Raw genomic sequence first — 20,938 nt, 5'->3', positions numbered from 1 at the left:
TGAATTAAATAGAAAAATAGAAAGCGCAAACAGCAGGTTTGAAAACTTTGACACCTTGAGACCCTACAACCCAATTCACCAGCACAGAAGGCAAAGAAGAGCTGCACCCAAAAGCAACACATTGCTTTTGGGAATTTCCCCATCACCACCTAAAGAAAGATATGCGCAAGTTTAAGGAGAGTGGATTTCTTAAATTTGTCTAAAACTGGATTTGGTTAAAATAGTGCTAAAATGCCACAACCTGGGTTCATCCCTAAGGCTGGATCAGTTCGGCTGAGTTGGTTTAGGTACACACTACTTTTCGAAAAATGAAAGAGCACACTATGAAGGCTGTCCTGTTCGAGAAGTTCCAACAAACCCCCAAGGTTGTCACAGTCGACGACCCTGCACCCGATACTCATGGCGTTGTTCTGAAGGTCGAAGCCACTGGCGTTTGTCGCAGCGATTGGCACGGGTGGATGGGGCATGACAGTGATATCGAGCTGCCTCACATACCCGGTCATGAGTTGGCTGGCGTGGTCGAAGCCGTCGGACGGGATGTAAAGAACTGGAAAGTTGGAGACAAAGTAACCGTGCCTTTCGTCTGCGGCTGCGGAACGTGCAGCGAATGTCACGCAGGGCATCAGCAAGTCTGTCTGCATCAAGAGCAACCCGGCTTTACCCATTGGGGCAGTTTCGCGGAATATGTACCAATTCATCAGGCTGACCTTAATTTGGTCGCGCTGCCTGAAACCATGGAATTTGCAACCGCCGCCAGCCTTGGCTGCAGGTTTGCCACTTCATTCCGCGCGGTCGTCGATCAGGGAAGGGTCTCGGCCGGTCAATGGGTTGCCGTGCATGGCTGCGGTGGGGTCGGTCTGTCAGCCGTTATGATTGCTGCCGCCGTCGGGGCCAATGTCATCGGGGTTGATCTAGACGAAGCCAGACTCGAACTTGCGCAAGAACTGGGTGCAGTTGCGATCATTAACGGTACAGATGCTGATGTTCCCGAAGCGATCCGCGAAATCACCAAAGGCGGCTCCCATGTGTCAATCGACGCTTTGGGTCATCCCGTCACTATGACCAACTCAATCCTCTGCCTGCGTCCGCGCGGCAAGCACATTCAGGTCGGTCTGATGCTGGGTGATCACGCTTCGCCAGCAGTACCCATGCCAAAGATCGTAGGACAAGAGATCGAACTGCTTGGTTCGCACGGGATGCAGGCACATCGCTATGGCGCGATGCTCGACATGATTGAAAATGGCAAGTTGGATCCAGCCCGGTTGGTAGGGGAAAAAATCAGCCTGGAAGACGCACCCAAGGCCTTGATAGGGATGGATAAGTTTACCTCAATCGGTGCGACGGTCATCACAAGGTTCTGAGTCACAAACAGGATCCGCCCCGTGCGAAAGTGGCGCCACTAAACGGCGATTTCAAAATGCATCACTCAATTGGCAAGTTCTGTTGGTATCGCTGAAAAATGGGCATCGCCTGATCCCAAAAGGTACTTTCGGACCGCGAGGTCGATTGATTTACTCTGTTCTGAATAGACACCGCAGGCGGTGAGCGCTTCACGGGCGGTAATGCGCTCATCAAGCCGTTTCCAGATTGTTTTCGCCGCATAAGGGTGTGGAAACGGCCGCCAAGCCACACCCATTGTCATACCACGCAAGTATTTTAGCTGTTGGCGATGTGCGGAATAAAGGATGGTCTGCGCAATGCTTCCTTCCTTGCCGCATTCATGTTCGGTGGCGAAGATCCTGTTACCGCGCAGGGCAACCAGCCCTTCGTAGCGCGAAATCTGCCGAACGCTTTTGTCCGGGGACGTGGCGTTTTCGTGCGAGCGGATCGTCACCACGCCATCCACCTCCTTAAGTCGGATCAGAGAACAAAAAATGCGCCCCTGCCAAGACGGGGTGCAAAAGAAAGAATGATAGAAGCCCACATAGCGTCTGAGATTCTTCACCTGATCACTGTACGGCTTAACAAACAAGCTGGCAGGAGTTTCTTTCCGACGGACGATCGAGTCTTTCAATGTTTCTTCAAAATCCGTCCGAGGCGCAAAAAGCTGCGCCTCAGGCAGATCGAAATACCGAGCGATACGGCGCAGGTTGTGGGCTGATGGCAAGCTTTCGCCGTTGAGGTAGCGATTAAACTGCTGCCTGTTCAGGCCGATTTCTCGACAGACTTGCGAGATATTGCCTCGCTCGGCGCACAAAGACCGTAAATTTGCGGAAAAACTTTCGGACATAAGCGTCATTTCTTTCGCGTTTTGACGCTATAATGCTAAAGATTGAATAAAAGCGCGTAAAGTAGCTCAGTTCAATAATTTTCGGAATGCGGGTTGGCTGTACCAAACGCAACAACGGGACCTCGCTCCGAATGTCCACAAAAATCATCGAAAACACCTGGATCCCCCTGCCGGATGGTCGGAAACTGGCTGCACGAATTTGGTTGCCCGAAACCGGGCCGTCACCCGCCATTCTGGAATACCTCCCCTATCGCAAACGGGATGGAACTGCGCCGCGAGATGCAACCACTCATCCAGTATTTGCCGAGGCAGGATACGCCTGCATCCGCGTCGACATTGCCGGAACCGGTGATAGCGAGGGGCAGTTCGACGACGAGTATTCGGAACAAGAACTCCGCGATGGTGAAGCCGTTCTGAGTTGGATCGCCGCACAAAACTGGTGCGACGGAAACATTGGGATGATCGGTATCTCCTGGGGAGGGTTCAATGGGCTGCAGCTGGCCTTTCGCCATCCGCCCGAGCTCAAGGCGGTGGTCAGTGTTGCCTCGACCGTGGATCGGTACGCCGATGACATACACTTCATGGGCGGCTGCCTGTTAAGCGACAATATCAACTGGGGCAGTCAGATGTTCGCCTATTTGACACGGCCCGCAGACCCCGAGCTGCGATCTGATTGGAGAGAAGACTGGCTTGCCCGACTTGAGAATGTACCATTCTCAGCAGCCGATTGGCTGCGCCATCCAACGCGCAGCGCGTTCTGGAAACATGGCTCGGTTTGCGAGGATTGGTCGGCGATTCAAGCTCCGGTTCTTGCGATAACGGGTTGGTCGGATGCATATGTCAACGCTCCGCCAGCGCTGGCAGCAAATCTGGCCGTGCCGTCAAAAGCGCTGATCGGACCGTGGGAGCACCGCTATCCGCATATCTCGAAACTAGAGGCTGGGGATTTCCACTCCGAGGTGATCGGCTGGTTTGATCGCTGGCTGAAGGGGCAGCAGAATGGCGCCGAAGACCTGCCCGCCTACCGAACCTATATGCAGGATCATTTTGGCCCGAGCAAAAAGAACAAACCCAGGCAGGGCCGCTGGATCGCCGAGACAGAATGGCCGTCGCCCAATGTCAGCGATGAAGTCTGGCATTTGGGATTGGGTGGGTTTTCCGACGTCGCCACTACGGCCGAGACAGCCGTATCGAATCCGGCCCATATCGGACAGGCTGGCGGGTATTTCTGCCCGGGCATGCGGATCGACAATGAGTTGGCCGAAGATCAAGCAGCCGATGACGCACTGTCGCTTTGTTTCGATACGGCACCGCTGGACAAGCCGCTTGAACTGCTTGGACGGGCGCGACTGAAACTGTCCTTCACCGTGGACAGACCGGTAGCCCAACTGATTGCGCGATTGTGTGATGTCGCCCCGGATGGGGTTTCTCAGCGGATCACCTATCGGGCGCTGAACCTGACGCACTACAAGAGCCACGAGACCCCTGAAGCGTTGGTTCCCGGTCAGGTCTACAGTGCGGAAATTGCATTAAATGAGTGCGCGCATCGCGTGAAACCCGGTCATATCCTGCGTCTTGCGCTGTCTACCTCTTACTGGCCAATCGTTTGGCCCGCGCCAGAAGCAGCAGAGGTGACGTTGCAACTGCAAGGTTCGGCGCTGTATTTGCCGGTTCGGACGATGTCTGAGGAAGCTGATCCTGCACATCCCGGACCAGCGCAGGATTATCCGACGTTGCAAAGCACCGAGCTGCGCGCGCCGTCGGGCCGATCCGAACGGCGCATCGAAGCGGACGGAACCGTCATACTTGAGACATTCGACGACTACGGCAAAGCACAGGACCCCGGCCACGGCCTGATCGTCGGAAGCCACGTCGCCATGCGCTATGCGATCCATCCTGATGACCCAGCGACCGCGCAATTCACGGCGGGCTGGCGTTTCACGTTCGAGAGGGACGAATGGCAGGTCGAGATCAGCACCGAAAACGCGATGACCTGTGACGTCGAGAATTTCTATCTGCATCGAAAACTGCGCGCCACCGAAGGCGCGGACAAAACAGAAGTTCTGACAAAGGAATGGAACGAAACCATCCCGCGCAGGCTTCTGTAAACGATCTGACCCAAGGGAGAACATCATGAAAATCGAATGGACAAAAGCAAATGTCGGGCGCAGGGGCTTCTTGAAAGGGGCAACTGCGCTTGGGGCGGCATCCGCGCTGCCTGCAAGCTGGGCCAATCGCGCCTTCGCCGCTGATGATGGGGTGTTGCGGGTGCGCGCCTACGGTGATGCCCAGAACATGGACCCCGCACATTCCGTCGGTGTTGTCGAAGAAGAAGTGCATGCCTCGATTTACAACAAGTTGATCCAATACAAGCCCGGCGAGGAATGGGGTTGGCAGCTGGATGCGGCGGCGATGATCGAGCAGGTTGACCCGACCCATATCAAGTTCGCCCTACGCGATGATATCGGTTTCACCAATGGCTTCGGTGCGATGACCGCTGAAGACGTGAAATTCAGCATGGAGCGCATCGTGGACGATGCGACCGAAAGCCCGAACAAGCCCGATTTGGGTCCGTTCAGCCATGTCGAAGTGAGCAGCGAACGCGAAGGTACCATCGTTCTCAACGAGCCGTTTGCTCCGATTTGGTCGATCGCCCTGCCTTACATAACCGGCAACATCGTCTCGAAAGCTGCGGTCGAGGCCGCAGGGGGCCGCATCGGGGCTGATCCGGTCGCTGAATCCGGCCCTTATCTGCGGGACAGCTGGTCACCCAAAGAAAAAACCGTGCTTAAGCGCAACCCGGATTGGAAGGGTGACGCACCAACATGGGACACAATCGAAATCCTGCCGATCGACGACGAAAACACCGCCGAGATCGCCTTTGAGGCGGGCGAACTGGACATGACTCGGGTTTCGCTGGGATCGGTCGAACGCTATCGGGCCGGTGTTCCGAATGGCGGATCTTTGGTCGAGAAACCCTCACTATTCTATGTCTGGTTGGGCATGAATCTGGATCACCCCAAGCTTCAGAACCCAAAACTGCGTCAGGCGATTCAACATGCAGTCGACGTACCAAGCATCCTAGAGGCGGCCTATTTTGGAGCCGCTGAACCCTCGACAGGCATCATCGCACCTGGCCTTGCGGGCCACCGCCCGCAATCTCTGGTCCCTCCGGCGGCAAACTTCGAGAAAGCGGCGCAATTGCTGGCGGAATCTGGCGAGACCAATGTGACGCTTACGCTGGACACGCTGAACAAGAACACTTTCACCACGACGGCTCAGATCATTCAGGCAACTCTGGCGCAGATCGGGATCACGGTCGAAGTCAACGTACTGGAATCCGGTGCATTCTGGGCAAGCGGAGACAACGAGAACCTGCAACTGGTTCTGAACCGCTTCTCGATGACCCCCGATCCATATTATGCGACGGCCTGGTTCACCACCGAACAGGTCGGCATCTGGAACTGGGAGCGGTTCAGCAACGCTGAATTTGACGAAATTCACAACTCGGCATTCAAGGAAGCGGATGTGGCCAAACGCGCTGAGATGTATCAGCGGGCGCAGGATCTGATGGAAGAAAGTGGTGCCTACCGCTTTATCACCCACGAGGCGACACCGGTGATTCATTCGGCGCGTGTCACCCCCGCGCTAAGACCCGACGGTCTGGCACTGCTGCGGTACTTCGGCAAGGCGACCTGACCTCCCAAAGGTCGGTTATGTCCGGCGGGGTTTGACGCCCGCCGGACAAAACAGCTCGCCACCCATCCAAAAGGAGCCAGCTTTTCATGTTGAAGTTTGCAACCCGCCGCTTCGGGCTAGCGCTGCTTATCCTGTTCGTGGCGGTTACCGTCATGTTCCTGATGATCCGCGCCGTCCCCGGGGACCCGGTCCAGATCATGTTGGGGCCACGCGCAACACCTGAGCTTCAGGCCCAGCTCACCGCTGCGTTGGCGCTGGATCAACCAATCTGGAAACAGCTGGTCATATTCTATGGAAACCTGGTCCGTGGCGATCTGGGAATCGACGTATTCTCGGGCCGGTCCGTGACAGATATCGTGTTTCAGCAGCTACCCTACACTCTGGAACTGATCTTTGCGTCGATCCTATGGTCCGCCACTTTGGGAATTGCACTTGGGGCATATGCCGCCGCCCATCCAAACACTCTGATCGACCGAATTGCGGCGGCGATTTCGGTCAGTTTTGTTGCAGCGCCCGCCTTTGTCGTAGCACTTCTGTCGCTATTGGTCTTCGCCGTGCATCTTCAGTGGTTTCCAGCCATCGGCGCGGGCGAAGGCTTCTGGGGTCGCATTGATCACCTCGTTTTGCCCGCCTTTGCCATCGGGCTAAGCTGGGTGGGCTACATCGCGCGGTTGGTGCGCGCTTCGATGTTGGAAGTCTTAGGCGAAAACCACGTTCGGACAGCACGAGCCTTCGGTATCGCAGAGCGCCGCGTGGTGATGGTTTATGCCTTGCGTATCGCCATTCTTCCGGTTGTCACGGTGATCGGCGTCGGCATGGGTTTCCTGCTGAGCTCGGCCGTATTCGCCGAAATAGTGTTCGCGCGCCCGGGTCTGGGCAAGCTGGTGATCGACAGCATAACCACCCGCAATTACCCGATTGTCATGGGCTCGGTTCTGATCTCAACCGGTTTGTTCGTCGTGTCGACCGCACTGGCGGACCTGATCAATGCATGGCTCGACCCACGCGCTAGACAAGCGCATTGAGGAAAGCCGAAATGGAAAAATCTCGTTCTGAACTTGGTCAGATCATTGTCGGCGTCGCCCGCGACCCTCTGGGTCTGATTGGTTTGGTCATTGTCGGCACCATCGTCTTCTGTGCGATTTTCGCCTATTGGATTGTGCCCTATGATCCCGTGGCCATGGATATCAAAGCCCGGTTGCAAGGCCCGTCTGCCGAGCACCTTCTGGGTACGGACCAACTTGGCCGCGATACGTTTTCCCGCGTGATTGCCGGCGGTCAGGTTGCATTGAAAGTCGCCTTGCCTGCGGTCTTTGGTGCGATGGTAATTGGCCTAACCTTGGGAATGATTGCGGGGTATGGGCCAAAATGGCTCGACAACCTGTTGATGTTGTTCTTTGACACCATCCGATCCTTCCCAACCGTGATGTTCGCGCTGGCCGTTGTGGCCCTGGTCGGTCCCAGTTTGCAAACGGTTGTGTTCGTGGTGATGGCGACTTCGATCCCAACCTATGGCCGTGTGGCGCGAACGCAGACCCTGACGTTGCGCAATTCCGAGTACATTCTGGCCGAGCGGTCGATGGGGGCCAGCATGGCCCGCATCTTGGGTGTGCACATGCTACCAAATATCGTGGGGGTTTTGGCCGTCCTGGCTGCTATGGACATCCCGACGGTAATCGCGCTTGAGGCGGGGCTGTCCTTTCTCGGGCTTGGCGTGAAGCCCCCAACCCCCAGTTGGGGCGCACTTCTGAAGGACGGGTATTCCCTGATCCGACAGACACCTTGGCTGGTGGTGGGCGGCGGTCTGCCGATCATTCTGGCAACCCTGGGCTTTACGTTTTTAGGGGAATCCCTGCGCGACGTGGTTGATCCCAAACTGAGGAAACAGCGATGACCGAAACTCTTCTGGAAATCGAGAACCTCAGCGTCGATTATGAAACGGCACGCGGAGATCTCAAGGCATTGCGGGATATCACCTTTGACATCCGCAAAGGTGAAATCGTGGGTATTGTCGGTGAGTCTGGTTGCGGAAAATCAACCTTGATCTCGTCGATCCTGCGGCTGACCGCACCGAACACGCGGTTCCGGCAAGGCGAAATACGCTTTAAGGGGCAGGATCTGTTGCAAGTGCCTGAACGCAGGATGCGTGATCTGCGCGGGGCCGATATCTCGATCATCTTTCAGGACCCGATGCAGACCCACAATCCGGTTCTGACCATTGGCCAGCAGATGGTCGATATTCAGCACCGGTCCAAGGCTAGTAAGCAGGAAAAACTGGCCAATGCGGCAAAGATGCTGGGGGCTGTCGGCATTCCGGACCCAGAGGCACGGCTAAAGCAGTTCCCGCATGAGTTTTCTGGCGGAATGCGACAGCGGATCGCCATTGCCATGGCATTGATGTCAGAACCCGACCTGCTGATCGCGGATGAGCCGACCACCGCGCTTGACGCCACGCTTGAGGTGCAAATCATTGAGCGCTTGCAAGTGCTGCAGCGCGAATTCCATTGCGCCATCCTATTTATCTCGCACCATCTTGGTGTGATCGCGGAACTGTGCGACCGAGTGGTTGTGATGTACGCAGGCGCCGTCGTCGAAAGCGGTGAAGTGCGCGAGATTTTTCACAATCCCAAGCACCCTTACACACGCCGTCTAATCGACTGTGACCCGGGCCATATCAAGGAACGCGCACGGGTCCTGCCAACCATTCCGGGCGAAGTACCCGATCTGGCCAACCTGCCCGGTGGATGTATCTTCCGCGACCGCTGCGACCAGGCGATGCCGCGCTGTGCAATGGACGTTCCCCCCTTGGATCTCCTGAAAGAAGGGCATCACGCCGCCTGCTGGCTGAACCATGAGGAGGCCGCGACATGAGCCTGCTGAACGTCCACGACCTGCAAACCAGCTATGGCCCTGTCAACGTGCTGGCTGGCGTCAGTTTTGAGGTCGAAGCTGGCGAAACCTATGCGCTTGTCGGCGAGAGCGGCTCGGGCAAGACAACTGTCATCCGTGCGATTGCTGGTCTGGCCCCGGCGCAAGCCGGATCGGTCGTGTTTGACTCGCAGGAGATACGGGGTGCGCCGGAACGGGTCATGCGCCCGCTGCGCAAGGACATGGCGATGATGTTTCAGGACCCTGTGGGCAGCTTGTCACCACGCCTGACAATCCGAAGCCTGATCACGGAACCCTATCGCATTCAGGGCATGAAAGATCGCGATCTGGATGCCGAAGCCAAGCGTCTGCTGGAAATGGTGAACCTGCCGGTGCATTTCGCGGACCGCTACCCCTATCAATTGTCCGGCGGCCAGGCACGACGGGTTGGTGTCGCCCGCGCCTTGGCGCTGGAGCCGAAACTGATCCTGGCGGATGAACCAACGGCAGGGCTGGATGTTTCGGTACAGGGTGAGCTGCTGAACCTGCTCAATGACCTGCGGGAACGGCTGGGCCTGGCGATGGTGATCATCACCCACAACCTGAACGTGGTGCGCCACGTGGCAGACCGCATGGGCATTATGTATCTGGGTCGACTGGTCGAGGAAGGCACGACAGAGGCGATCTTCGACGATCCGCGCCACCCCTATACCCGCTGCCTGCTAAGCGCCAACCCCGAGCCGGACCCCGATGCGCGCCTTGAACGGATCGCGCTCAAAGGTGAGCCGCCCAGCCTCTTGCAACGCCCGTCGGGCTGTGAGTTCCGCGAAAGATGTCCGTTTGCCAAAGACATCTGCACACAGACACCGCAATGGGAGGTTGCGGCGGGCCACGGGCTGCGCTGTCTCGCACCCTTGTCGGGTGCGCCTGCTCAGGGTCACTAAAGGATGAGGGAAACACTCTATTTCGGCGGTCCCATCCTGACGATGGACGCCGACAATTCCCGACCCGAGGCGGTGTTGGTGCGGGACGATGTCATCATTGCGGTGGGGGACGAAGCAACGCTGCGGCGGCAGATGTCATCCGATGCGGGTGTATATGACCTAGCTGGCCAGACCCTGATCCCGGCCTTCTTCGACTCGCACGGCCACTTCCCCGATCCCGGCTTCGTCCAGCTGTTTCGGGTTGATCTTGCATCACCTCCGCGCGGCGTGTGTATGGATATGGCGCAAGCTTTGGAAAAGCTGCGCAGCCGGGCCGAAGAGACGCCCGAGGGCGATTGGGTGATGGGCGTTTTGTTCGACAACACCGCCATTGCAGAAGGCCGCATGCCTACCCGGGCCGAACTGGATGATGTCTCAACGGCGCATCCAATTTGGGTTCTGCATGCTTCGGGTCACAATGGCGTGGCCAATTCGATGGCGCTGAAGCTGCATGGCGTCAATCGCGACACCCCGGACCCGGCCGGAGGGCGTTATGGCCGCGACCCCGATACCGGCGCCCTGACGGGGCTGGTCGAAGGGCTGTCGGCCATGGGCGAAATGGGCGACACTGATTTTCTGATCGACCGGGACAGGTTCTGGCAAGGGTTCAACGCCTGCCGTGATGAGTATTTGTCCCACGGAGTAACTTATGCACAGAACGCTTGGGCATCGCAGTTTATGCTCGACCACTTTGCCAGCCTTCCTGCCGATCAGGATCCCGGCATTGATTTGGAATTGTTGCCAATTGCCGATCTGGAACCGGCTCTGAGCCAGGGCTGGATCGACAATAACTGGCCCGGCAACCCACATTTTACGCTGGGTGCGCGCAAGCTGTTTACCGATGGTGCATTCCAGTTACAGACTGCCTATCTGTCTGCGCCCTACCACAAGTCGCTGGACCCCGATCACCCCTGTGGCATGATCTATGCCACGCAGGTCGACATGGATTCCGAGGTTCTCCGCCTACACGCTATGGGGTTTCAGATCCATTGCCATTGCAACGGGGATGCCGGGGCCGAGATGTTCATCGATGCGGTGGACAAGGCCTTGTTAGCGCATCCGCGAGACGATCACCGCCATACAATCATCCACGGCCAGGTTCTGCGCGACGATCAACTGGACCGCATGGCGCGGCTAGGAATAACTGTCAGCTTCTTTTCAGCACATGTGCATTTCTGGGGGGACCGACATTACGATACCTTCCTCGGACCGGAACGCGCTGAACGGATTTCGCCAGCCGCAACTGCGGAACGATACGGTGTACGCTATACGATCCACAATGACGCGTCGGTTACGCCAACGCGGCCAATCCATCTGGCGCATTGCGCGGTGAATCGACTGACTGCATCCGGCCGGCAACTGGGTGAAAAGGAAAGGGTCAGCGTACTGTCTGCGCTCCGGGCACAAACTATCGATGCGGCGTGGCAAGTGTTTAAAGAAGATGAGCGCGGTTCGATTGAGCCCGGAAAACTGGCAGATTTCGCCATCCTTTCTCGCAATCCCCTAGATGATCCTGAACGGCTGCTCGACACATCGATTGTTGCAACCATCCGGCGAGGACAGATTGTGTTTGGCGCCACCAAATCCAGAAAAGAACTGGAATTTTAGAATGATAGCCAAACGCATTGCCATTGCCGGATTTCAACACGAAACCAACTGCTTCGGAGCGACCAAAGCGGGTCTGCCCGAGTTCGAGATGGCAGATTCCTGGCCCGAAATGTTGCATGGCGCGCGTGTCATCGCAGACACCAAAGGTATGAACCTACCCATCGCCGGGTTTTCTTCCGCCGCGAACCAGGCAGGTTTCGAGCTTTTCCCGATCCTGTGGTGTGCGGCGGAACCTAGCGCTCATGTCACGGATCACGCGTTCGAGAAGATATGTACTATGATCTTGGATGGCCTTCGCGGCGCGGGACCGCTGGACGGAGTGTATCTCGACCTGCACGGTGCCATGGTGACTGAAAGCCTTGCTGATGGTGAGGGAGAACTGTTGCGCCGAGTACGTGATCTGGTAGGGCGGGATGTTCCGGTCGTGGCGAGCCTTGACCTGCATGCCAATATCTCTGACCAGATGATCTCGCAGGCGGACTATCTGGCAATTTTCCGCACGTACCCGCACCTCGATATGGGCGAAACCGGTGCGCGATGCGTACCGGTTCTGCAAAGGCTACTGGCAGGAGAGAAGCTGCACAAAGCCTTCCGGCAGGTGCCCTATCTGATCCCATTACATGCGCAATACACCTGGGCTGCACCGTTTGATGAGATTTATCAGTTGCCCACCCGGTTCGAACAGGCCCATGTCTATGCAGAAATCGCACTGGGTTTTACAGCGGCAGACTATCCCGATACTGGTCCGTCCTGCGTTGCCTACGCGACCAGTGCCGCGCAAGCGACCGCCGCAGTAGATCAAATTGTCGACCTTTTTCTGGCCCGAGAACCTGATGTGGACTGCTCTATGTTGTCGTTGGACGAAGCCGTTCTGGCCTGTCGTTCGCATCGCGACAAACCGCTCGTGTTAGCGGATGTACAGGACAACGCAGGCGCAGGCGGCACATCCGATACCACCGGACTTCTGGCCGCTTTGATCGAGGGGGAAGCGCAGGAGGTTTTGATGGGTCTCTTCCACGACGCCGAAAGCGCAGAGAAAGCGCATCGTGCAGGCCAAGGCGCAAAACTGAACCTGGCCATCGGCGGAAAATCAGGTCTGCCCGGGCACCACCCCGTTGAGGCAAAGTTCGAAGTTCTGGCCATCGGAGATGGCATCTGCCGATACTCAGGTGAGATGTACGGAGGCGGCATCGCGACGCTTGGCAAAACGGCCGCTCTGAGGATGATAGAGTCTGGCGCGAAGATAGACTTGGTCGTCACCAGTGTGCGCAACCAATGCCTAGACCGCGCTCATTTCACCCATATCGGCCTGAATCCCACATCCTATTCAGTGATCTGTGTCAAAAGCACCACACATTTCCGGGCGGATTTCCAACCCATCGCAAGCGACGTGAAAGCCGTTGCCGCTCCAGGCACCTTTCTCTGCGATCTGGACCAGATCCCCTACTACAACATCGCAGGCAAACGCCGCATCGAAACAAGTGGACCCAAAACCAGGAACCATTGATTTCCCACCCGCATCGCAGCTCGCAATCGACATAGCAGGCGCAGAAACTGCATCGAGATCCCGCTCGTAAACTAAGAGATTGGAAACTTCTCGCTTCACGTTTTGACAATGCTGCGTCAGCATTCGCTTCAAACCTACAGAAGATAGGGCTTAAACCGCTTCTGTTCGGCAGAAACCCAAGCCCATTACGACCAAGCTTTGATAGAGCAACCCTGCGGCAAATCCCGACCCAGCGAACGGACCTTGCTAGCGACACACCGTGATGGAAGCGGTTGCGCGCGTTGATTGTATAAGCCATCGTCTGGACGAGTTCGAAGTCTCAACCGTGCGCCTATGGCAATCAGGAAAAATGTTTGGATCATAAAAAATGCAGCGATTAGTTATTCTTGGCGCGGGGGGAAATGGGCGCGTTGCCGCTGAAATTGCGGAGCTGTCGGGATGGAAACAGGTTGTGTTTCTTGACCCCAATTGGGAAAGCCAACGCCAAAGTGGTATTTGGCCAGTAGTCGACGATGATCGCACGGATGTGCTGATGAGTCAGCCTCATGACAGCTTTTTCTTTGTTGGAGTAGGTGACAATAAGAAACGTGCATTTTTACAAGAACGACTAGAAGATCTTAATCTGCCTATCGCCACTTTGGTGCACCCCAAAGCAATCGTGTCTCGTTATGCAGACGTAGCACCAGGCTGTTTGATTTCAGCCGGTGCCGTTGTGAATATCGGCTGCAAGATTGAACGCGGGACAATCGTAAACACAAATGCCAGTATCGACCATGACAGCAGCGTCGGCGCATTTTGCCATGTAGCGCCCGGTTCTCAGATCGCAGCAGATGTTACTTTGGGTGAGCGGGTATTCATAGGCGTCGGGGCAAGCGTGCGAAATGGAATTACAATCCTGGCCGGAGCGGTTGTTGGCGCAGGCGCTACGGTGATCAAAACGGTCGCGGCGGAGCAGTTAGTCGCTGGCACTCCGGCCCGCCCACTAAACCGCACTGATCGCTAACACTCTCATGAAAAGGATTATTTAACCCGGAAATGGTAAATGCGTAAACTATCTAGCACAATATGGTTTCAATCTTCATCGCGGGCAACATTGTCTCGGACGAAACTAAGAAAGTTTGCCTTTCGATTGCGTGCACGGCGTAGGATATTGGTGTTCTTTCAAACCCAGATACCGAAGGAGCATGCAAAACAGATCAAACGGTACAAGCGTTTGGGATTGATCGAAGTTTTCCAGGTTGACGGTCTGGCGGGTTTCTACTCCGAAACGGACTTTCAGATCGCCATCCAGACTCAGTTTTTGGCAAAGTACATCGTGTCAAAAATTGCCCCGTCAATGCTATCGAAATCCGGGTTCAGTTTTGACAGAATAGACATATCCAATATGTCTGCAGGTTTAGAGTTACAGCTGGCCGATAACCTCTATTCGAGAATCAGACAGTTTCTTGCGATATTTGACAAGTGCAAGGTCGATAAGAACGATCTTTGGGAAGATTTTGGGAATTCACTTTTGACAAATCTTAATGCCCAGAGCCTTTGGTACCCAGGGCGTTATCAGGAATGGCCGGCCCACGTTAATCTAGTAGCAAAGGAACCAAACTTCTTTAAACCTGACATTGAAACTTCAGGGTTTGGGCATTTCCCAGATTCACGACCTCAGACACTCCTTTTAGGGAACCCAGGGCAGCCGACATATCTTCGATCCGCTGAAGCGATCGGCTACGCCGAACTAAAGATGGGAAAGCGTTTTGATGCGATTTTCGAAGTTCGATACCCTAATAAGATTGCTCCTTTGCATTGGGGTGATGAGTTTGTCTGTCACTCTTCAGAGTTCTATCTGAATTCACCCGAACCGGCCCTTGGTGACGCAAAACTAAGACTCGCACTACCCGAACAGAATACCAGCAAAACAGTACATGCGCAGTTGTCCAAATCCGACCCGCTTTTGGTACAAAGATTTGGGTTTAACCCAGAGAACTGGTTTGCTCTATTGTTAAATGAAACACTTGCGGCAACGAATACCAGACTGCCTAGGATAGCAGGGTTCTATCACTGCCTCATGAACCATCCGCAATTTGAGAATATCGAAACGCTCGTTTGCTCACCCAGCCGTTCCGCAGTTTTTGTCCCCATCGCGTTGGGCCTGAAGCAAAAAGGCGTCAAGACCATAGAATATCAGGCTTTTTTCTGGAGCGCCCATCCCAGATATCAAGTCCTTGATATGGATCTCTTTGTCTGCTCGGATGCAGCAACAATGAAGGTTATCGAAGAGAAAATTGACCGCGTTAGCCACAAGACTAAAGTTGTGCTTGGACCATCTTTTGGCATGGCAAATTTCATGAAAGACTACGCGGTTTCTTTGTCAAAAGAACCCGAGGAAAAATCACTTAAACCAATAGGTATTGCCCTGCAACCGATCAATGATAAGGAATTCGAAGCCGCGTGCCGTCTAATTAGGGACGCCGGGTACGATATTCTGTGTCGACCACATCCAAGGTTAGACCGGGCTCAGGTCAAAGCCCAGTTTGGGAGGTACGGCCAAATCGATGACGGCACACTTGTGGACTTCATCCGAAACACTTCTCTGGTTGTAACCGGGTTTTCAAACGTTGCATTACAAACTGCTTTGGCGGGTAAAACCGCTGTCTGCCTACCCGTGCCAAATCTTTTGGGATTGAACCTGTCAGATGCTTCGCAACACATTCACCTGTGTAATGACTTGGAAGATCTTCACAGATTTCTGGGTACAAGTGAACATATCAACGAAACCCCAGGTTTTCACGATCCTATCAGCCATTGGTGCGAGATCAGGCGGGCAGAAACGCCTGACCAGATATCGACATTTTAGGCTAATGGATAAACGCTTGCGCGATCAACGTCACTTAACGGCAACGCAATGACTGAAGTCGTCTCGATTGCCTTGCGAGCTGCAATCATAACTTCCAGAGCTAGTGTCGCGTCGATCAACGAAGCGCCGCCTTCGCTGCGGTCATTTAACAGATCAAGGAACACATCACGCGTATGATTGACTACATCGCCGGGAACAAAATCCTTCCACGGAATCTCCTGTAAGGCAGCACCATAGAAATGCTTGGGGAGGTCTTGTGTTTCTGGTTTACGTACAAAGACTTGCGGAGGTTCCGAAGTGAATGGCATCAGCACGCGCCCGCGTTCAAATCGGAACTCATATCCGCCGATAACACCGATATCATCACCGATCTCCAACAGCAAACGTCGTTGTTTGGGATAACTTACAAGAACGGCACCTCCCACGTCTTTGAATTGCGGGCCACGTGGGTTTGTTGACTCTGGCTGAGTACCAACCGCTGAAACGTAAAGAGGAGTATCGGAGAACATCCAATTTGCGAGATCAAAATAATGTGTGCCTAGGTTTCCCAATCCACCAGCACCTTGTGTGATTACAAAGGATTGCAATTTCCCGAATTGAGGATCCCCATCAAACTGGCGTATTGTTCGAAGCACATTCCAGCACCGGTGATTGTGATTGACCAACGCATTGATACTATTTTCCTTAGCGATCCGCACCATCTCCAAACCGTCAGCAACTGAACAAGCGACCGGTTTTTCTACCAGAACAATTTTCACGCCTGCGTCGACCAAAGCGCGGAACAAATCAGCGTGGCTATCGGCAGTCGTCGAAATTGCTACGATGTCTGGAACGTTAGCGAGAAAGGCATCCATCGAATTAACTAGAACCGACACTAGCGTCGCGTCTTGTGTCACGCCCCAAGGCTCATCAGAACTGTCCAGAATCTTAGCAAGTTCAAGGCCAGCTGCGCGCCCAGCAAGCACAGTGCGATAGCCCATGCGCCCCAGGCCAATTACTCCAAAGCTCTTTGTCATCTTTATCCTTCGTTATCTTTCACGATCTTGCGCGCGCGCTGCAAATCCTCGGGCCTACCGATATCGATCCAATCTCCGCTTGTCGGAAAAATGCGCGTATTGATTTTTTGCTCGCGCAAAACATCGAACAATGATGGCAGATCGAAGAATGTTCCGCTTGGAACGTGATCAATGGCAGTGCGATCTAGCACATAATACCCGGCATTTATGAAGTACTTATAGGTGGGTTTCTCGCTCAGAGACTTTATTTCGAAACCTTCGGTCTCCACGACTCCGAAGGGAATTTCGATTTCATGTTCTCGCACTGCCATCGTCGCGCAGGATTTCTGATCCAAGTGGAATTCAAGCATCTCGCGGTAGTTTGTCGAACACAAGATATCTGCGTTGGTGACAAAGAACTGATCAAAGACACCGGCATCGACCAAGGAAAGTGCACCACCGGTCCCAAGGCGTTCTTGCTCTTCTACGTATTCGATGCGTACACCCAGTTTGTCGCCGGACCCGAAGTGATTACGGATCATCTCAGCCTTGTAGTTGACGCAGAAGATGAAGTTTTCCAAACCGTTGTTTCTGAACCGCTTGATAATTTTCTCAAGGATGGGTTCGCCATCAACTTCCAGCAGCGGCTTCGGTTTGTCTTTGGTCAACTCCCCAAGGCGCGAGCCAAGGCCACCAGCCATGACTACAACAGCTACATTGTCCAGTGTACTACCTGGCAAATGTGGGGAAACAGCAACCGACACGACCGATCCTGTCTGATCAACGATCGGAGCAAAAGTGATTTTGTTGCGCATTAAGAACTTTTGCTGATCCGAGCGAGTTACCCCGGCGTCAATTGTTCGCGGCGATTTATTCATCAAATCTTCTGCAGTCTTGTCGACCAATGGACCTTGAATCATCGCCCGTCGAAGATCTCCGTCGGTCACGGTACCCAGCAGTTTGTTTTCGGGCCCAACTACGAGGGCAAACCCCACGGCTGAGTTATCTATGATCTTAAGAACTTGGCGAAAATCATCCGTCGGAGAGACAAGAATTGAAGCAATTTCTTTCAATGCTCATTTACCTCTTTATTCTCAGGATTTTGCAAATCTTGCTTTGCCAGAAGATCGAATGCCAACTCGGCAAAGCTCCAATCGTCTTCCGTGTCAATATCTAGCGAGTATAAGCTGTCCATCTCGTATATATCTGTTTTATGGCAAATTGCCCTTTGTTGAATAGTCAATGCCTCCCTTGACCACGCATAGATAGACCCATTCAACTGAAAGACTTCTGGTGCATCTTGCCGTCTCTTGACATCGCCGCTAAGAGGCTTGGACAGCGAGTAAGTTCCTTGGTCGGCGTCAAATTCAAGAAGATTGAAATACGGAGAATTCTTGGCGCGCGCTACACTGAGCACACTATCGAGCTTATCGTCTTCGAGCCTGGATACAGCCTCCTGAATATGTCGGCTTTGCCGTAATGGAGATGTTGCCTGTAAAAGCACGACGGTAGTGTATTTCTTGGCAGACAGGGCTTCGCATTCGGAAAGTGCGTGCAATACAACATCCATCGATCCAGCCAAATCTGATGCCAGCTCATCTGGTCGTTTGATACATCTGGTTGCGCCTGTCTCCTTTGCGATCGCTAGATAGGTGTCGCTATCACTGGAAACCGCGACTTCCGTAAATATGCCAGCGGCGACCGCATGTTGGACGCTATGGGCCAACAAGGGTTGGCCACGAAAATCCCGGATGTTCTTGTGTGGAACACCTTTGGACCCCGCCCTAACCGGGATGATGCACAACCTCTCAGTCATTAATCGGGTCACCTTCACGATAGTCTTTTGAAGCTGATGTACCAAGCATCTCCCAAAACAACAGCGGGTCCTTGCCAGACGCCGCACGCTTTGTTGATAGATTTTCCAGCGTGAAAGGATTTCCTTTGGAAATGTCCGCCTTTGCTACCAGACGTTTTCGTGCCGCATTCATCGTGCTGCGCTCTTCTGGCGTACAGCATTTGACAGAAGAGCCAAGCATTGCTTCGACTTCTCTGACGCTAGTAAAAATAGCGGCAATTTCATCGGGCTCAGCTGAAGCCGCGTGATCAGGACCCTCTAGCGAATTGTCGAGTGTAAGGTGTTTTTCTATGCAGCACGCACCAAGCGCGGCAGCCGCAATTGAAGCGGTTCCACCCAGCGTATGGTCAGAATAGCCGACACGCAAACCAAACGCTGAGCGGATGGTGCCGATTGTATGCAAATTTGTAGCTTCTGGGCTGGATGGATAATTTGAAACGCAGTGCAGGATGGTCACTTTGTCTTGCAGAACTTCGCGCAGTTCCGGATCCGCCCACGCCATACTCATATCGTGCCTACTGGGGGCAGCAGGTGGTGCCGGACTATATCCTAACGCTAGAAGACCCAGAGCGCGCTCAATTTCCCCCAAGTCGGACATTCCGGTCGATAGAATAATATCGCATCCGGTCTGTGCCGCAGCATAAAGCAATGGCCCGTTATTAAGATCACCCGAACCAATTTTTAACAGGCGTTGCCCAAGCCCCTTGGTCAATAATTCGAGGCTCACAATATCAAACGGTGTCGATAGGAAACCAATTCCGCGTTCCGCACACTTCTGAATGAGGGTGTGATGCGCAGCTTCGTTCAATTCCAGATCGATGAGCATTTCAAGCTGCGTTTTACTGGAACCGATCTGTTGCTCTTGATAGTCGGCCAACGCAGCAGACTTTGATACCATCGCTTTGGCAGAAAAGGTTTGAAACTTGATCAGGTCAGCCCCGGCATCGGCGGCTGCATCGACCAACGAAAGGGCTTTGTCCAGCTCCCCGTTATGGTTTACACCGGCTTCGGCAATGAGGGTTATTTTGCTATTCAGCATGATTACGACTTTCTATCGCAGACTGTGGAAGCGCTTCGCCAGTATTTTGTGGCGCGAGCGATTGCGGGATACTGATCGCAAAGCGTCAACGATTTTCGCCGCACTGTGTCCATCCCCATACGGATTGACCACGTCTTTGTCCGAATACTCCGTTGTTGCGTGAATAGATGCCAGGATCTCATCTTTTGTACCGGCACAATCGAAGACACTTGTTGCGCGCAATCGGCCTTTTTGTCGGTCCCCAATATTGATTGTTGGGACCGACAAGCTAGGGATTTCGTAGAGGCCGCTGGACGAATTGCCGATGACGGCCTGCACTTGACGAACAGTGTTGAAGTAGAGGGTCTGACCCAAGCTTTTTTCAAAAATGGAACTTGGCCGCTGAGCAACATAGGCTTGTAAAGCGGCATTGAATTCTGCCCCGCCTGTATCGGCATTGGCACCAGTGAAAATTAGCTGCGCGTCTGGAAGCTCGTCCAATGCCGCCAATAATGCATGCAATTCTGAGCGACCGAAATCTTCTTTCAAAGTAGTGGGATGCAACGTGATCAGGTAAGTAGAGACACCATCAGATAAGCCCAATGCTGTAAAAACATCGGCTCGCGACATCTGTGGTATGTTGTGCAACGCATCAAGCCCCGGGCTGCCCACATTTACTACGCGCCAGGGTTCTTCTCCCATCTGAAGCACATTCTGCGCCGCATCATCGGTCGACGTACAATGCAGATGGCTTAGTTTTGTAATCGCATGCCTGAAGGCGTCGTCATAGGCTTCTTCGGTGACATCACCACCGCACAAATGGCAAACGGGAATTCGATGAAGGGCCGCGGCTGTGGCAGCCCCTAGAACCTCGAACCGATCGCCCAGAAGCACGACCCAATCGGGCGCCAACCGCCCGAGAGCCTGAGCTACGCCCATGGTTGCAAGCCCTGCACTAACTGCCGGGCCAGTTGCAGTGCTGCTATCAAGGTACATCTCAACTGTCTGATCGACTTGAAATCCGTCTTGTTCAATTTCTGAAATCGTGGCGCCTTGTGACGTTGCGAGGTGCCCTCCCCCTGCGATAATACTCAACCTCAGCCCATCACAGTCAGCAATTTTGTACATAGGCCAACGTAGTAGTGAATAATCCGCACGACCTGTCGTGATGCAGGTCACATGGAGGTCTGAATCTTGCACCTGTCGCTCCTGAAAATGTCTTGTTTCTGCTCGGTTTCTATTTCATTCGCTCGTGCCATGCCACCTGTTTGCAGACTTTTTTGCTGCTTGACCAGAGACCAAAATTACCGGAAAAGCCGCATCATTA

Annotated in this window: 17 protein-coding genes; 11 read left to right on the top strand and 6 right to left on the bottom strand. The window is 54.1% G+C overall.

The genetic code is table 11. From position 1 onward, the window contains the following. Positions 1–323: 323 nt before the first annotated feature. Complete coding sequence (locus ACR0JG_RS07095; RefSeq protein ID WP_480569036.1) at positions 324–1,361, top strand: zinc-dependent alcohol dehydrogenase family protein; 1,038 nt, start codon at positions 324–326, stop codon at positions 1,359–1,361. Positions 1,362–1,426: 65 nt separating this feature from the next. Here ACR0JG_RS07095 and ACR0JG_RS07090 read toward each other — a convergent pair whose 3' ends face one another. After that, the gene (locus ACR0JG_RS07090) at positions 1,427–2,230 is read right to left on the bottom strand and encodes a helix-turn-helix domain-containing protein (RefSeq protein WP_170407624.1); all 804 of its coding nucleotides are present in this window, start codon (positions 2,228–2,230) and stop codon (positions 1,427–1,429) included. Positions 2,231–2,361: 131 nt separating this feature from the next. Between ACR0JG_RS07090 and ACR0JG_RS07085 the strand changes: the two genes are divergently transcribed. From ACR0JG_RS07085 to ACR0JG_RS07040, 10 genes are all read left to right on the top strand, one after another. Beyond that, positions 2,362–4,338, top strand: coding sequence for a CocE/NonD family hydrolase (locus ACR0JG_RS07085; protein ID WP_480568528.1), 1,977 nt, complete (start codon positions 2,362–2,364; stop codon positions 4,336–4,338). Between the two features lie 25 nt (positions 4,339–4,363). Further along, positions 4,364–5,929, top strand: a complete 1,566-nt coding sequence (locus tag ACR0JG_RS07080) for an ABC transporter substrate-binding protein (RefSeq protein ID WP_480568525.1) — start codon at positions 4,364–4,366, stop codon at positions 5,927–5,929. Positions 5,930–6,015: 86 nt separating this feature from the next. Beyond that, a complete protein-coding gene (locus ACR0JG_RS07075; RefSeq protein WP_170422950.1) occupies positions 6,016–6,954 on the top strand; it encodes an ABC transporter permease in 939 nt (312 codons plus the stop codon). A gap of 11 nt (positions 6,955–6,965) precedes the next feature. Continuing rightward, positions 6,966–7,823 carry an ABC transporter permease gene (locus tag ACR0JG_RS07070; RefSeq protein ID WP_170422952.1) on the top strand — a complete coding sequence of 286 codons (858 nt, stop codon included), beginning with the start codon at positions 6,966–6,968 and terminating at the stop codon, positions 7,821–7,823. After that, entirely contained in the window at positions 7,820–8,800 is a 981-nt protein-coding gene (locus ACR0JG_RS07065; RefSeq protein WP_480568522.1) for an ABC transporter ATP-binding protein, read from the top strand. Before ACR0JG_RS07070 ends, ACR0JG_RS07065 begins: the two co-directional genes overlap by 4 nt. Continuing rightward, positions 8,797–9,741, top strand: coding sequence for an oligopeptide/dipeptide ABC transporter ATP-binding protein (locus ACR0JG_RS07060; RefSeq protein WP_480568519.1), 945 nt, complete (start codon positions 8,797–8,799; stop codon positions 9,739–9,741). Before ACR0JG_RS07065 ends, ACR0JG_RS07060 begins: the two co-directional genes overlap by 4 nt. Positions 9,742–9,744: 3 nt before the next feature. Then, positions 9,745–11,388 (top strand): amidohydrolase, encoded by a 1,644-nt coding sequence (locus tag ACR0JG_RS07055; RefSeq protein WP_480568516.1) that lies wholly within the window; start codon positions 9,745–9,747, stop codon positions 11,386–11,388. A gap of 1 nt (position 11,389) precedes the next feature. Then, entirely contained in the window at positions 11,390–12,895 is a 1,506-nt protein-coding gene (locus ACR0JG_RS07050) for a M81 family metallopeptidase (protein WP_480568513.1), read from the top strand. 367 nt (positions 12,896–13,262) lie between these two features. Further along, positions 13,263–13,898, top strand: coding sequence for an acetyltransferase (locus ACR0JG_RS07045; RefSeq protein WP_480568511.1), 636 nt, complete (start codon positions 13,263–13,265; stop codon positions 13,896–13,898). Positions 13,899–14,048: 150 nt separating this feature from the next. Beyond that, positions 14,049–15,743 carry a hypothetical protein gene (locus ACR0JG_RS07040; protein WP_480568508.1) on the top strand — a complete coding sequence of 565 codons (1,695 nt, stop codon included), beginning with the start codon at positions 14,049–14,051 and terminating at the stop codon, positions 15,741–15,743. On the opposite strand, the gene ACR0JG_RS07035 is transcribed toward ACR0JG_RS07040, so the two are convergent. From ACR0JG_RS07035 to neuC, 5 genes are read right to left on the bottom strand one after another with little or no spacing between them, the layout of a single operon-like run. Then, entirely contained in the window at positions 15,740–16,759 is a 1,020-nt protein-coding gene (locus tag ACR0JG_RS07035) for a Gfo/Idh/MocA family protein (protein WP_480568505.1), read from the bottom strand. The two genes, ACR0JG_RS07040 and ACR0JG_RS07035, sit on opposite strands and share 4 nt — an antisense overlap. Before the next feature lie 2 nt (positions 16,760–16,761). After that, on the bottom strand, positions 16,762–17,811 hold the full coding sequence (locus ACR0JG_RS07030) for a nucleotidyltransferase family protein (protein ID WP_480568502.1): 1,050 nt from the start codon (positions 17,809–17,811) through the stop codon (positions 16,762–16,764). Then, a complete protein-coding gene (locus tag ACR0JG_RS07025; protein ID WP_170422970.1) occupies positions 17,808–18,554 on the bottom strand; it encodes an acylneuraminate cytidylyltransferase family protein in 747 nt (248 codons plus the stop codon). The genes ACR0JG_RS07030 and ACR0JG_RS07025 overlap by 4 nt, the downstream gene beginning before the upstream one ends. Beyond that, the gene (gene neuB / locus ACR0JG_RS07020) at positions 18,547–19,632 is read right to left on the bottom strand and encodes an N-acetylneuraminate synthase (RefSeq protein WP_480568499.1); all 1,086 of its coding nucleotides are present in this window, start codon (positions 19,630–19,632) and stop codon (positions 18,547–18,549) included. Before neuB ends, ACR0JG_RS07025 begins: the two co-directional genes overlap by 8 nt. A gap of 12 nt (positions 19,633–19,644) precedes the next feature. After that, complete coding sequence (gene neuC, locus ACR0JG_RS07015) at positions 19,645–20,811, bottom strand: UDP-N-acetylglucosamine 2-epimerase (protein WP_480568496.1); 1,167 nt, start codon at positions 20,809–20,811, stop codon at positions 19,645–19,647. Positions 20,812–20,938 lie beyond the last annotated feature (127 nt).

This window comes from Ruegeria sp. AD5, assembly GCF_056542345.1.
This window is presented reverse-complemented; position numbering and strand designations above follow the sequence as displayed.

Coding starts and splice junctions, on each gene's coding strand:
- ACR0JG_RS07095 (WP_480569036.1), top strand. CDS start 324: ATGAAGGCTGTCCTGTTCGAGAAGTTCCAACAAACCCCCAAGGTTGTC.
- ACR0JG_RS07090 (WP_170407624.1), bottom strand. CDS start 2,230: ATGTCCGAAAGTTTTTCCGCAAATTTACGGTCTTTGTGCGCCGAGCGA.
- ACR0JG_RS07085 (WP_480568528.1), top strand. CDS start 2,362: ATGTCCACAAAAATCATCGAAAACACCTGGATCCCCCTGCCGGATGGT.
- ACR0JG_RS07080 (WP_480568525.1), top strand. CDS start 4,364: ATGAAAATCGAATGGACAAAAGCAAATGTCGGGCGCAGGGGCTTCTTG.
- ACR0JG_RS07075 (WP_170422950.1), top strand. CDS start 6,016: ATGTTGAAGTTTGCAACCCGCCGCTTCGGGCTAGCGCTGCTTATCCTG.
- ACR0JG_RS07070 (WP_170422952.1), top strand. CDS start 6,966: ATGGAAAAATCTCGTTCTGAACTTGGTCAGATCATTGTCGGCGTCGCC.
- ACR0JG_RS07065 (WP_480568522.1), top strand. CDS start 7,820: ATGACCGAAACTCTTCTGGAAATCGAGAACCTCAGCGTCGATTATGAA.
- ACR0JG_RS07060 (WP_480568519.1), top strand. CDS start 8,797: ATGAGCCTGCTGAACGTCCACGACCTGCAAACCAGCTATGGCCCTGTC.
- ACR0JG_RS07055 (WP_480568516.1), top strand. CDS start 9,745: ATGAGGGAAACACTCTATTTCGGCGGTCCCATCCTGACGATGGACGCC.
- ACR0JG_RS07050 (WP_480568513.1), top strand. CDS start 11,390: ATGATAGCCAAACGCATTGCCATTGCCGGATTTCAACACGAAACCAAC.
- ACR0JG_RS07045 (WP_480568511.1), top strand. CDS start 13,263: ATGCAGCGATTAGTTATTCTTGGCGCGGGGGGAAATGGGCGCGTTGCC.
- ACR0JG_RS07035 (WP_480568505.1), bottom strand. CDS start 16,759: ATGACAAAGAGCTTTGGAGTAATTGGCCTGGGGCGCATGGGCTATCGC.
- ACR0JG_RS07025 (WP_170422970.1), bottom strand. CDS start 18,554: ATGACTGAGAGGTTGTGCATCATCCCGGTTAGGGCGGGGTCCAAAGGT.
- neuB (WP_480568499.1), bottom strand. CDS start 19,632: ATGCTGAATAGCAAAATAACCCTCATTGCCGAAGCCGGTGTAAACCAT.